The organism is Nocardioides sp. LMS-CY, assembly GCF_018732145.1.
Taxonomy (GTDB): Bacteria; Actinomycetota; Actinomycetes; order Propionibacteriales; family Nocardioidaceae; genus Nocardioides; species Nocardioides soli.
Genome location: NZ_CP076104.1, coordinates 5,038,577 through 5,049,996 on the forward strand (window position 1 = coordinate 5,038,577; position 11,420 = coordinate 5,049,996).

Genomic DNA, 11,420 nt, shown 5'->3' on the forward strand with positions numbered 1-11,420 from the left:
CATGGAGTTCCAGGACGTCGTACGTCACCGCAAGATGGTCCGCAACTACGCCACCGAGCCCGTCGACCCCGCGATCATCGAGCGCGCGCTGCGCAACGCGACCCGCGCACCGAGCGCCGGCTTCAGCCAGGGCTGGGCCTTCCTCGTGCTCGACGAGCCCGCCGACGTACGCCGCTACTGGGAGGCCACCGCCGACGACGTCGACGACCCCGACGAGTGGCTGACCGGCATGATGCGGGCGCCGGTCGTGATCGTCCCGTGCTCGAGCAAGGCGGCGTACCTGCGCCGGTACGCCGAGCCCGACAAGGGCTGGACCGACCGCGACGAGGCGCGCTGGCCGATGCCGTTCTGGCACATGGACGCCGCCATGGCGGCGCTGCTGATCCTCCAGACCGCGACGGACGCCGGGCTGGCGTCGTGCTTCATCGGGGTGCCGACGCCACGGGTGGACGCCGTCCGCGCGGCGTTCGGGATCGATCCCGACTTCGACCCGATCGGCGTGGTCACGATAGGGCACCCGGCCGACGGCGGAGCCGCGGGGTCGCCGACCCGGCGGGCCCGCAAGCCGGTCGCGGACGTCGTGCATCGCGGGCGCTGGGGACGCCAGGGTGGACATCAGGAGGGACACCAGGCCAGTCCATCGGCGTAGCGGTCGGGGGTCAACGCACGCCGGGCCGCTATGGTCTCGCATCCGAGACCCGCCGCACGACACTAGCGACCCGGATTTGAGATCCGGGTCACTAGTCTCCGAACGTGACGACCCATCGCGCCGTGGCGAAGCTGCAGTCCCTGATCCGCATCCCGACGGTCTCCTACCCCGACTGGAGCCTGGTCGACTCCGGGGCGTTCGACGAGTTCGTCGCCGAGCACGAGCGGCAGTTCCCGCTGCTGCACGAGCGCCTCGAGCTGACACGGATCGACACCCACGGCCTGCTCTTCCACTGGCGCGGGCGCGGCGACGACCGCCCGGTGGTGCTGATGGCGCACCTCGACGTCGTACCCGTCGACGACGGCGCGCCCTGGCAGCACCCGCCGTTCGGCGCGGAGATCCACGACGGCGCGATCTGGGGCCGCGGCACGCTCGACGACAAGGGCCAGCTGGTGGCGGTCTGCGAGGCGGTCGAGACCCTGCTCGAGCAGGGGTTCGTGCCCGCGCAGGACGTGTGGCTGTCGTTCGGCTGCAACGAGGAGGTCTCGGGCCGGGCGGCGCCACTGGCCGCGGAGGAGCTGACCCGCCGCGGCGTACGCCCGTGGTTCGTCCTCGACGAGGGCGGCGCGATCGCCGCCGAGGCGTTCCCGGGGGTCGCGGCACCGGTCGGCGTCGTCGGCGTCACCGAGAAGGGCGTGACCTCGCTCGAGCTGCGCGTCGACGGCCGCGGCGGCCACGCGTCGACACCGGCCCGCAACGGTCCGACGGTCCGGCTGGCGAAGGCGCTGACGCGGCTCGACAAGCACCAGATGGCCGCGAGCGTCCCCGACCCGACCATCGAGCTGCTGAGCAGGATGGCGCCGCATGCGTCGCGTGCGCTGCGACCGTTGCTGGCCAACGCCGCCCGGCTGCGTCCGGTGCTGACCCGGGCGTTGATCGCCGCCGGACCGGAGCCCGCGGCGATGACGCGTACGACGTTCGCGATCACGACGTTGTCCGGCTCGCCCGCGCTCAACGTGATCGCCTCGACCGCCCGGGCCGGCGTGAACATCCGGATCATGGTCGGCGACACCGTCGCCGGCGTGCTCGAGCACGTCCGCACGACGATCGCGGACGACCAGGTGCAGGTCAGCGTCGTCGACCAGAACGAGCCGAGCCCGGTCTCCCCCATCGACGACGACGCCTTCCGACTCATCGAGGCCACGATCGGCGACGTCTTTCCCGACGCGATCCCGGCGCCGTACGTCATGATGGCCGCCACCGACTCGCGGTTCTTCACCACGATCTGCTCCCGCGTCTACCGGTTCGCCCCGTTCCGGATGACCAAGGCACAGCGCGAGTCGATCCACTCCTACGACGAGCACCTCGGGGTCGACGCCTTCGTCGACGGCGTGCGGTGGTACCAGCGCCTGATCGAGAGGATCCCATGACCGTCACCAGCGATCCGCGGGTCCGCGGCCTCGCCACGATCGTCGGCTTCCTGGTCTGCGTCGAGCTGGCCAGCGGCATCCTGCAGGGCTACTACACCCCGATCTTCAGCGACATCGCCGACCACCTCGGCATCGCGGACGCCGACGTCAACTGGTTCGAGGCCGCGCAGCTGATCGTCTCCGCGCTCGTCGTACCCCCGCTCGCCCGGATGGGCGACATCGTCGGCCACAAGAAGGTGCTGCTGCTCTCCACGGCGGTGACCGCGCTCGGCTCGTGGGTGATGGCGTTCGCGCCGTCGTTCACGACGTTCCTGATCGGCTCCGCCCTCCAGGGCACGTACGTCGTGTGGCTGCCACTCGAGGTCGCGATCATCCACCGGCGTACCGCCGGCACCGGCCGCCAGCATCAGCTCACCCGGCGGGCGGCGGGCATCCTCGTCGGCGCGCTCGAGCTGGCCGTGATCATCGGCGCCCTCACCAGCGGGGCGCTCGTCGAGGCGACGTCGATGACCGTGCTGCTGATGCTGCCGGCGATCGCCGTGACGGTTTGCTTCGCCGTGATCTGGTTCGGCATCGAGGACATGGAGGGCACCTCCTCCGGCGGCCTCGACTGGGGTGGTCTCGGCCTCGTCTCGGCCTCGCTCGGCCTGGTGATGGCCGGCCTCATCGTGGTGCGGCTCGACGGCGTCGGCAGCCCGCTCGCCTGGCTGCTGGTGGTCGCCGGGCTGACGCTGCAGGTGCCGTTCGCCCGCTACGAGCTGCGCCAGGCGGAGCCGATCATCGACGTGCGCCTGCTCCGCGCCCCGGGCCAGTGGCCGGTGCAGCTCACGGCGTTCCTCTTCGGCATGTCCGTGCTCGGCGCCCAGATCCCGCTCTCGACGTTCGCGCGCACCGACCCCGACGTCGCCGGGTACGGCCTCGGCGCCAGCGCGGGCTTCGTGTCGACGCTGATCGGGATCTACGTCATCTTCATGGCGATCGGCGCCTTCTCGCTGCCGCTGACCGCCCGCGCCTTCGGGCCCCGGGGATCGCTCGTGGTGTCGTCGCTGCTGGTCGCGGTCGGCTACGCGATGTGGCTGCCGCTCCACGACACGACGCTCCAGGCGCTCGTCAACATGGCGGTGATCGGGCTCGGGTCGGGCGCACTGGTCGCCTCGCTGCCGGCCGCGGCCGCCGCGGCGGCGCCGCCCGAGCGCACCGGCTTCGCCACCGGCATGACGAATGCGACCAAGACCGTCGGCGGCGCGATCGCCTCGGCGATCTTCGCGATCGCGCTGTCGGCCACCGGCTCCCTGGACGACCCGGAGGAGGGCCACGCCGCCCTCTCCGGCTACCTCACCGTCTGGGCGGTCTGCGCGGTCGCCGCCCTGCTCGCCGCCGTCGCCCTCACGATGCTGCCCCGGCACGTCGCCGAGGAGCCGAACCCCGCCCTGCGCTGACGTCGTCCACAGGCGACGCCGACGGCATCGCGCCGTACGGACGCCGATGGCAGACTGCAGCCAGGAGCCGAGCCGAAGGGAGCGCCGGGCATGACCGAGACCCAGTCATGGACGCTCATCATCGGGTTCCTGACGGCGACCTTCACCCTGCTCGGCATCGTCACCACCTCCTTCCACCGGGTGCTGCGCACCGAGATCGGATCGCTCCGCTCCGAGATCGGCTCCGTCCGCTCCGAGATGGGCGTCGAGGTGGGATCACTCCGTGACGTGATGACCACCGAGGTGGGATCGCTCCGCTCCGAGATCGGCTCCGTCCGTTCGGAGATGGGCGCCGAGGTCGGGTCACTCCGCGAGGTGATGACCACCGAGGTGGGGTCACTCCGTGACGTGATGACCACCGAAGTGGCGTCACTCCGCTCCCACGTGGGCGCCGAGGTCGGCTCACTCCGTTCGGAGATGGGCGCCGAGGTCGGATCACTCCGCGACGTGATGACCACCGAGGTCGGATCACTCCGCGACGTGATGACCACCGAGGTCGGATCGCTTCGTGACGTGATGACCTCCGAGTTCCGGCGCATCGACCAGCGACTCGACCACCTCGACCGCGACGTCCAGGCCCTGACCAAGCACGTCTTCGACCGCCCGGCGTGACCGATCGGCGCTGGCAGCGGCTCGCTATCGTCGACAGGGCAGGAGGTGAGAAGCCCATGCCCGAGAGCGAGGAGAGGCCGGAGGGCAGGCCCGCGCGCGTCGGCCGGCGTACCGGCTCGGCGGCGGCCGCCGCCCGGATCCGCCAGCAGCACACCTGGGTGGACCTGCAGGTGCAGCAGGCGATGGAGCGGGGCGACTTCGACGACCTGCCCGGCGCGGGCAAGCCGATCCAGGACCTCGGCACCCACCACGACCCCGACTGGTGGCTGAAGAAGCTCGTCGAGCGGGAGAAGATCACCGTCCTGCCGCCCAGCCTCGCGCTGCGCAAGGAGGACGCCGAGCTCGACGACCGGCTCGACGCCGTCAATGACGAGGCCGAGGTGCGCCGGGTGCTGGAGGACTTCAACGAGCGCGTGATCCGGGCCCGCTACTCACTGCAGGAGGGGCCGCCGCTGATCACCATGCCCCGCGACCTCGACGCGACCGTGGCCGCATGGGAGGTCCGGCGGGCGGCCCGCGCCGCGCTGCGTGTCCCACGGACCGGCCCCGCCGACGCGCCCCGTCGCCGGCACTGGTGGAATCGACGCAGCACCCGTCGAGAGGGAGACACATGAAGAACGTGGCAGTGATCGGTGGCGGCCTGATGGGGTCGGGCATCGCCGAGGTCAGCGCTCGCGCCGGCCACGACGTCGTCGTGGTGGAGTCGAGCGACGACGCCGCCAAGGCCGCGCTCGGCCGCCTCGAGAAGTCGCTGGAACGCGCCGAGGCGAAGGGCAAGCTCGGCGCCGCCGAGGGGACGGCCGCCGACGTGCTCGCCCGGATCCGGGTCGAGACCGATCTGGACTCGACCGCCGACCGCGACATCGTCGTCGAGGCGATCGTCGAGAGCGAGGCCGCCAAGGTCGACCTCTTCAAGCGGCTGGACTCGATCGTGGCGGCACCCGACGCGATCCTGGCGTCCAACACCTCCTCGATCCCGATCATGAAGCTCGGCGTGGCCACCTCGCGCCCCACCCAGGTGATCGGCATCCACTTCTTCAACCCGGTGCCGGTACTCCAACTCGTCGAGCTCGTCCCCTCGCTGCTGACCTCGCCCGATACGACCGAGCGCTCGCGCGCCTGGGTCGAGGGGTCGCTGAGCAAGCAGGCCATCGACTGCCAGGACCGGGCCGGCTTCGTGGTCAACGCGCTGCTGGTGCCGTTCATCCTGTCGGCGATCCGGATGTACGAGTCCGGCTTCGCCTCCGCCGAGGACATCGACCGCGGCCTGGTGCTGGGCGCCGCCCACCCGCAGGGCCCCCTCGCCCTCGCCGACCTGATCGGCCTCGACACCACCAAGGCCGTCGCCGAGTCGCTCTACGAGGAGTTCAAGGAGCCCCTGTACGCCGCGCCGCCGCTGCTGCAGCGGATGGTCGACGCCGGCCTGCTCGGCCGCAAGACCGGCCGCGGCTTCTACACCTACAGCTGACTCCCATCCGTTGCGGGTTTCACCAGCTGACGATGAAACCCGCAACGGTGTCAGATCGGTCATACCTGCGAGTAGCGATCCGCTGCTACGTTCCGCGCCATGAGCGGACCGCGCAGCGCGAAGGACTTCTTCCGACCCTTGGCCGTCGGGGCGCCGACGCCCCTGACCGAGATCCCCGCCAGGCCGAGCCGGGCGATCCACTTCTTCGACCCGAGCAACCCGAAGATGGCGGCGAAGATCCCCGACATGGTCGGCACGGTCGACGTGCTGCTGGGCAACCTCGAGGACGCGATCAAGGCCGACAACAAGGTCGCGGCGCGCGAGGGCCTGGTGCAGATCGCCCGCCAGACCGAGGGGCTCGGTGGGCCGGCCGCGAAGACCCAGCTCTGGACCCGGATCAACTCCCTCGACAGCCCGTGGGTGCTCGACGACCTGACGACGCTGATCCCGGCGATCGGCGACCGGCTCGACGTCGTCATGGTGCCGAAGGTCCAGGGCGCCGAGGACATCCACTACGTCGACCGGCTCCTCGCCCAGCTCGAGGCGAAGGCCGGTCTGACGCGGCCGATCCTCGTGCACGCGATCCTCGAGACCGCCCGCGGCGTCGCGAACGTGGAGGAGATCTGCGGCGCCAGCCCGCGCATGCAGGGAGTCTCCCTCGGCCCGGCCGACCTGGCCGCCGACCGCCGGATGAAGACCACCCGCGTGGGCGGAGGGCATCCGGGATATCTGGTGCGCGGTGATCGGGACGTCGACAACCCCGACGCGCCACGGCCTTCGTACCAGCAGGACCTCTGGCACTACACGATCGCCCGCATGGTCGACGCCTGCGCGATGCACGGGATCTACCCCTACTACGGCCCCTTCGGCGACATCGCCGACGTCGCCGCGTGCGAGGACCAGTTCCGCAACGCGTTCCTGCTCGGCTGCGTCGGCACCTGGAGCCTGCACCCCAAGCAGATCGCGATCGCCAACCGGGTGTTCTCACCCAGCGTCGAGGACGTCGCACACGCCCGCCGGGTGGTCGCCGCCATGGGCGACGGCACCGGCGCGGTGATGCTCGACGGCAAGATGGAGGACGACGCCTCCCTCAAGCAATGCCTGGTCATGGTCGAGCTCGCCGAGCAGCTGGCCGCGATCGACCCCGAGCTCAAGACGCAGTACGACGCCATCGAGGTCCAGGCATGAGCGACTTCACTCCGCTGCGCAGCGTCCTCTACATGCCCAGCTCCAACGAGCGGGCGCTGGAGAAGGCCAAGTCGATCGCCTGCGACGGCCTGATCCTCGACCTCGAGGACGCCGTCGCCCCCGACGCCAAGTCCGCCGCCCGCGAGGCGGCGGCCGCGGCCGCGCGGAGCGGCGAGTACGGCCGGCGTACGCTCACCATCCGCATCAACGGCAGCGGCACCGAGTGGCACGAGGCCGATCTCGCCGCCGCGGCCCAGGCCGGGCCCGACGCGGTCGTCGTGCCGAAGGTCGACAGCGCCGCCGAGGTGCATCGACTCGTCGACGCGCTCGAGCGACACGGCGCCCCCGACCACACGAAGCTCTGGGCGATGATCGAGACGCCGATCGCGATCCTCGACGTGCTCAGCATCGCCCGCGCGAGCGAACGGCTGAGCTGCTTCGTGATCGGCACCAACGACCTCGTCAAGGAGCTGTACGCCGAGCACGTGCCCGGCCGCGCCCCGATCCTGCCCAGTCTGCACACCGCGCTGCTCGCCGCGCGCGCGGCCGGCATCGCGATCCTCGACGGCGTCTACAACGACGTGAAGGACACCGACGGGTTCCTGGCCGAGTGCCGCCAGGGCCGCGAGATGGGCTTCGACGGCAAGACGCTGATCCACCCCGGCCAGGTCGAGGGCGCCAACAGCGCCTTCGCGCCGTCCGAGCAGGCCGTCACGGACGCCCGCGGGCTGATCCGGGCCTGGGAGGACGGCCAGGGCTCCGGCGTCGTCACCTACGAGGGCAAGATGGTCGAGAACCTGCACGTCGAATCGGCCCGCCGCACCCTGTCGATCCACGACGCGATCACAGCGCTCGACGCGCAGTGAGAGACGCGCAGTGAGGGCGGTCGTCCAGCGTGTCCTCGGCGCGAACGTCACCGTCGGCGGCGAGGTCGTCGGCGGGTTCGAGGGCCCGGGGCTGCTGGCCTACCTCGGCGTCACCCACGACGACGGCCCCGCCGACGTGACCTGGGTCGCCCGCAAGATCTGGGACCTGCGGATCCTCCGCGACGAGCAGTCCGCCTCCGACGTGGGCGCGCCGGTGCTCGTCGTCAGCCAGTTCACGCTGTACGGCGACGCCCGCAAGGGGCGGCGTCCCACCTGGCTGGCGGCGGCGCCGGGCCCGGTCTCCGAGCCGCTGTACGACGCGGTCTGCGGCGCCCTCGAGGGGCTGGGCGCCCGGGTCGAGCGCGGCGTCTTCGGCGCCGACATGCGGGTGACCTCGGTCAACGACGGGCCGATCACGATGGTCCTCGACAGCCCCCGCTGACACCCGCCCGAGCGTTTGCCCGCGACGACGTCGGGTACCGCCCGTCGTGGCCCACACCCCCGGGCCACGACCAGGGAGGGAAAGACATGATCGTCCTCGGCGTCATCCTGCTGCTCATCGGCCTGCTGGCCGGCATCCCGATCCTCACGACGATCGGAGCGATCCTCGCGATCGTCGGCCTCGTGCTCAACCTTGTCCCGATCGGCGGCACCCGGCGCCGCGTCTACTAGGCACGTCTCCTTGTCCGCTCCCGAGGTTTCCTGCCACCGGAGAGCGGGCATGGACGCCCCGTGACTCGTCTCCGGGTGGCACCGCTCGCGTGCCTGCTCCTCCTCGCCACGTCCCTCATCGCCCTCCCGGTCGGCACCGCGGGTGCCGCCGGGCCCGACCCGCTCCAGCGGGCCGGGCAGAAGGTCCGATGGCACCACACGACGTACTCCGACGCCGACGACGTCCGGCTCACCGCCAAGGGCAAGGTGCGCGGCGGCAAGCGTTCGCTGCAGCTGCAGGCGAAGTTCCCGGGTGGCTGGCGCACCTTCGCCCGCGGACACAGCAAGAAGTCCGGGCGGTTCCAGGTGACCGGCACCCTCAAGTGGTACGGCACGCACCGGGTGCGGCTCCACGCCGGCGGACGGCACGCGTTCAACCGAGCGACCAAGGTGCACGTGCGCCCGTCGTGGGAGCCGCGCGGCAAGGCCAAGTTCCACGGCTTCACCAAGACCCGCGGATACCGGTACCTGTTCAACCCCTGCCAGGTGATCCGCTACCAGGTCAACGACGCCGAGGTCGGACCGACCGGCCGCGAGCTGGCCAAGCAGGCGATGGAGCAGGTGGCCTGGGCCACCGGCATCAAGGTGAAGTACGCCGGCACCACGAAGGTCGTGCCGTTTCGCCACAAGCGCACCAAGCTGCGCAAGGGCGTCGACCTGGTGATCGCCTGGGCCCGCGAGGACCGGATCAAGCAGTTCCGGGGCACCACGGTCGGTGGCCTCGGCGGGCCGCTGTGGGGCCGGGCCGCCATCGCGCGGAAGGGCCACCGGAAGGTCTGGCTCACCCAGTCCGCAGGCGTCACGCTGAACACCGACCAGTGGTCCAACGGCACCCAGTACCCCGCCTGGGACGGCCCGGCCTTCACCGTCGGCCAGGTGCTGCTCCACGAGATCGGCCACGCCTTCGGGCTGCGGCACGTCAAGAAGCACCCCGACCAGCTGATGTACCCCTCCAACGGCCTGCCGGACCCCGACGGCGTCTTCCGGGCCCGCTACAGCCACGGCGACCTCGCCGGGATGCAGCAGTCGGGTCTCGCCGCCGGCTGCGTCCGCAAGGCGTACTGGCGGTCGCGGACCGCCCGGGTCGCCCCGGCGCCGGTCCCGGAGCCGATGCCGGTCACGACGCCACGGGGATAGCCGGACCGCCGGCGGGGTAGCCGGACCGCCGGTTCAGCCCTCCGGGTTTCGAGACGGCTCGCCGGTCCTTCGCTCCGCTCAGGGCCCGGCCGAGCCTCCTCAACCTCCTCGCTCTTCGCTTGCCCCTCGCGAGCTCGGGTCAAGCGAGCTCGGACATAGGGATCCGTACGCCGCGCTCGGCCGCGACCTCGGCGGCCCGGTCGTAGCCGGCGTCCACGTGCCGGATCACGCCCATGCCCGGGTCGTTGGTGAGCACCCGCTCGATCTTCTGCGCGGCCAGCTCGGTGCCGTCGGCGACGCAGACCTGGCCGGCGTGGATCGACCGGCCCATGCCCACCCCGCCACCGTGGTGGATCGACACCCAGGTCGCCCCCGACGCCGTGTTGACCAGCGCGTTCAGCAGCGCCCAGTCGGCGATCGCGTCGGACCCGTCGAGCATCGCCTCGGTCTCGCGGTACGGCGAGGCGACCGAGCCGCAGTCGAGGTGGTCGCGGCCGATCACGATCGGTGCCTTCAGCTCGCCCGAGGCCACCATCTCGTTGAACCTCAGGCCGGCCAGGTGGCGCTCGCCGTACCCGAGCCAGCAGATCCGCGCCGGCAGGCCCTGGAACGAGACCCGCTCGCCGGCCATCGTGATCCACTTCCGCAGCCGCTCGTTCTCCGGGAACAGCTCCAGGATCGCGCGGTCGGTGGCGGCGATGTCGGCCGGGTCGCCGGAGAGCGCGGCCCAGCGGAACGGGCCCTTACCCTCGCAGAACAGCGGTCGGATGTAGGCGGGCACGAAGCCCGGGAACTCGAAGGCCCGGTCGTAGCCGCCCTTGCGCGCCTCGTCACGGATCGAGTTGCCGTAGTCGAAGACCTCGGCACCGCGGTCCTGGAACTCCACCATCGCCCGGACGTGCGCGGCCATCGACGCCTGCGCCGCCTTGGTGAAGCCGGCCGGGTCGAACTCGCGCTGCGCCTGCCACTCCTCGAACGGCACGCCGACGGGCAGGTAGAAGAGCGGGTCGTGCGCCGAGGTCTGGTCGGTCACGATGTCGATCGGCGCGTTCTGCTCGAGCAGCGCCGGCACCATCTCGGCCGCGTTGCCGAGCACCCCGATCGACAGGGGACGCCGCGCGTCGCGCGCCTCCACCGCCAGCTGCACGGCCTCCTCCAGCGACGCGGCGCGTACGTCGAGGTAGCGGTGGTCGATCCGGCGCTGGATCCGGGCGTCGTCGCACTCGATGCAGATCGCGACGCCGTCGTTCATCGTGACCGCGAGCGGCTGCGCGCCGCCCATGCCGCCCAGGCCGGCGGTGAGGGTGATCGTCCCGGCCAGGGTGCCCTCGCCCTTCGAGACGCCGCTCGTCCCTCGCGGCTCCTCAGGGACCGACGCGGCCCTTCGGGCGAGCTTGTCCGCGACGGCCGCGAACGTCTCGAACGTGCCCTGGAGGATGCCCTGGGTGCCGATGTAGATCCACGAGCCGGCGGTCATCTGGCCGTACATGGTCAGGCCGAGGTCCTCGAGCCGGCGGAACTCCTCCCAGTTGGCCCAGTCGCCGACCAGGTTGGAGTTGGCGATCAGCACCCGCGGCGCCCACTCGTGGGTCCTCATGACGCCGACCGGCTTGCCCGACTGCACGAGCATCGTCTCGTCGTCGGCCAGCGTCGACAGCGTGCGCACCAGGGCGTCGTACGCCTCCCAGCTGCGGGCGGCCTTGCCGGTGCCGCCGTAGACGACGAGGTCCTCGGGACGCTCGGCGTTCTCCGGGTCGAGGTTGTTCATCAGCATCCGCAGCGGCGCCTCGGTCTGCCAGGACCGGGCGCTCAGCTCGGTGCCGTGCGCGGCGTGGATCGGAAGGCGGGGGTTCGAGGTCGGCATGCCTCCAGTGAACGAGG

Annotated in this window: 12 protein-coding genes; 11 read left to right on the top strand and 1 reads right to left on the bottom strand. The window is 71.5% G+C overall.

Annotated elements, in window-relative coordinates; genetic code table 11:
- The first annotated feature begins 1 nt into the window (after position 1).
- The 11 genes from KM427_RS23775 to KM427_RS23825 all read left to right on the top strand — a co-directional run bounded on the left by KM427_RS23775 (position 2) and on the right by KM427_RS23825 (position 9,539).
- Positions 2 to 649, top strand: a complete 648-nt coding sequence (locus KM427_RS23775; RefSeq protein ID WP_215525549.1) for a nitroreductase family protein — start codon at positions 2 to 4, stop codon at positions 647 to 649.
- Between the two features lie 104 nt (positions 650 to 753).
- Positions 754 to 2,079 carry a M20/M25/M40 family metallo-hydrolase gene (locus KM427_RS23780; protein ID WP_215525550.1) on the top strand — a complete coding sequence of 442 codons (1,326 nt, stop codon included), beginning with the start codon at positions 754 to 756 and terminating at the stop codon, positions 2,077 to 2,079.
- Positions 2,076 to 3,518 carry an MFS transporter gene (locus KM427_RS23785; RefSeq protein ID WP_215525551.1) on the top strand — a complete coding sequence of 481 codons (1,443 nt, stop codon included), beginning with the start codon at positions 2,076 to 2,078 and terminating at the stop codon, positions 3,516 to 3,518. Before KM427_RS23780 ends, KM427_RS23785 begins: the two co-directional genes overlap by 4 nt.
- 90 nt (positions 3,519 to 3,608) lie before the next feature.
- Positions 3,609 to 4,169, top strand: coding sequence for an apolipoprotein A1/A4/E family protein (locus KM427_RS23790; protein WP_215525552.1), 561 nt, complete (start codon positions 3,609 to 3,611; stop codon positions 4,167 to 4,169).
- Positions 4,170 to 4,225: 56 nt separating this feature from the next.
- Complete coding sequence (locus KM427_RS23795; RefSeq protein WP_215525553.1) at positions 4,226 to 4,783, top strand: DnaJ family domain-containing protein; 558 nt, start codon at positions 4,226 to 4,228, stop codon at positions 4,781 to 4,783.
- Entirely contained in the window at positions 4,780 to 5,637 is an 858-nt protein-coding gene (locus KM427_RS23800; RefSeq protein WP_183595201.1) for a 3-hydroxybutyryl-CoA dehydrogenase, read from the top strand. The genes KM427_RS23795 and KM427_RS23800 overlap by 4 nt, the downstream gene beginning before the upstream one ends.
- Positions 5,638 to 5,736: 99 nt before the next feature.
- Positions 5,737 to 6,825 carry an HpcH/HpaI aldolase/citrate lyase family protein gene (locus tag KM427_RS23805; RefSeq protein ID WP_215525554.1) on the top strand — a complete coding sequence of 363 codons (1,089 nt, stop codon included), beginning with the start codon at positions 5,737 to 5,739 and terminating at the stop codon, positions 6,823 to 6,825.
- Between the two features lie 32 nt (positions 6,826 to 6,857).
- Entirely contained in the window at positions 6,858 to 7,691 is an 834-nt protein-coding gene (locus tag KM427_RS23810; RefSeq protein WP_215527737.1) for an HpcH/HpaI aldolase/citrate lyase family protein, read from the top strand.
- A gap of 10 nt (positions 7,692 to 7,701) precedes the next feature.
- Positions 7,702 to 8,133, top strand: a complete 432-nt coding sequence (gene dtd / locus KM427_RS23815; RefSeq protein WP_215525555.1) for a D-aminoacyl-tRNA deacylase — start codon at positions 7,702 to 7,704, stop codon at positions 8,131 to 8,133.
- An 86-nt stretch (positions 8,134 to 8,219) separates the two neighbouring features.
- Complete coding sequence (locus KM427_RS23820) at positions 8,220 to 8,363, top strand: hypothetical protein (protein WP_183595197.1); 144 nt, start codon at positions 8,220 to 8,222, stop codon at positions 8,361 to 8,363.
- Between the two features lie 60 nt (positions 8,364 to 8,423).
- Positions 8,424 to 9,539, top strand: a complete 1,116-nt coding sequence (locus KM427_RS23825) for a matrixin family metalloprotease (protein WP_215525556.1) — start codon at positions 8,424 to 8,426, stop codon at positions 9,537 to 9,539.
- A gap of 139 nt (positions 9,540 to 9,678) precedes the next feature.
- Here the strand turns inward: KM427_RS23825 and hutU are convergent, their stop codons facing one another.
- Positions 9,679 to 11,403 carry a urocanate hydratase gene (gene hutU / locus KM427_RS23830; RefSeq protein ID WP_215525557.1) on the bottom strand — a complete coding sequence of 575 codons (1,725 nt, stop codon included), beginning with the start codon at positions 11,401 to 11,403 and terminating at the stop codon, positions 9,679 to 9,681.
- Between the last annotated feature and the right edge of the window lie 17 nt (positions 11,404 to 11,420).

Bases quoted from the DNA above. Each gene is read 5' to 3' on its own strand.
- KM427_RS23790 (WP_215525552.1), top strand. From the start codon at position 3,609: ATGACCGAGACCCAGTCATGGACGCTCATCATCGGGTTCCTGACGGCG.
- KM427_RS23805 (WP_215525554.1), top strand. From the start codon at position 5,737: ATGAGCGGACCGCGCAGCGCGAAGGACTTCTTCCGACCCTTGGCCGTC.
- KM427_RS23775 (WP_215525549.1), top strand. From the start codon at position 2: ATGGAGTTCCAGGACGTCGTACGTCACCGCAAGATGGTCCGCAACTAC.
- hutU (WP_215525557.1), bottom strand. From the start codon at position 11,403: ATGCCGACCTCGAACCCCCGCCTTCCGATCCACGCCGCGCACGGCACC.
- KM427_RS23795 (WP_215525553.1), top strand. From the start codon at position 4,226: ATGCCCGAGAGCGAGGAGAGGCCGGAGGGCAGGCCCGCGCGCGTCGGC.
- KM427_RS23785 (WP_215525551.1), top strand. From the start codon at position 2,076: ATGACCGTCACCAGCGATCCGCGGGTCCGCGGCCTCGCCACGATCGTC.
- KM427_RS23800 (WP_183595201.1), top strand. From the start codon at position 4,780: ATGAAGAACGTGGCAGTGATCGGTGGCGGCCTGATGGGGTCGGGCATC.
- KM427_RS23810 (WP_215527737.1), top strand. From the start codon at position 6,858: ATGCCCAGCTCCAACGAGCGGGCGCTGGAGAAGGCCAAGTCGATCGCC.
- KM427_RS23820 (WP_183595197.1), top strand. From the start codon at position 8,220: ATGATCGTCCTCGGCGTCATCCTGCTGCTCATCGGCCTGCTGGCCGGC.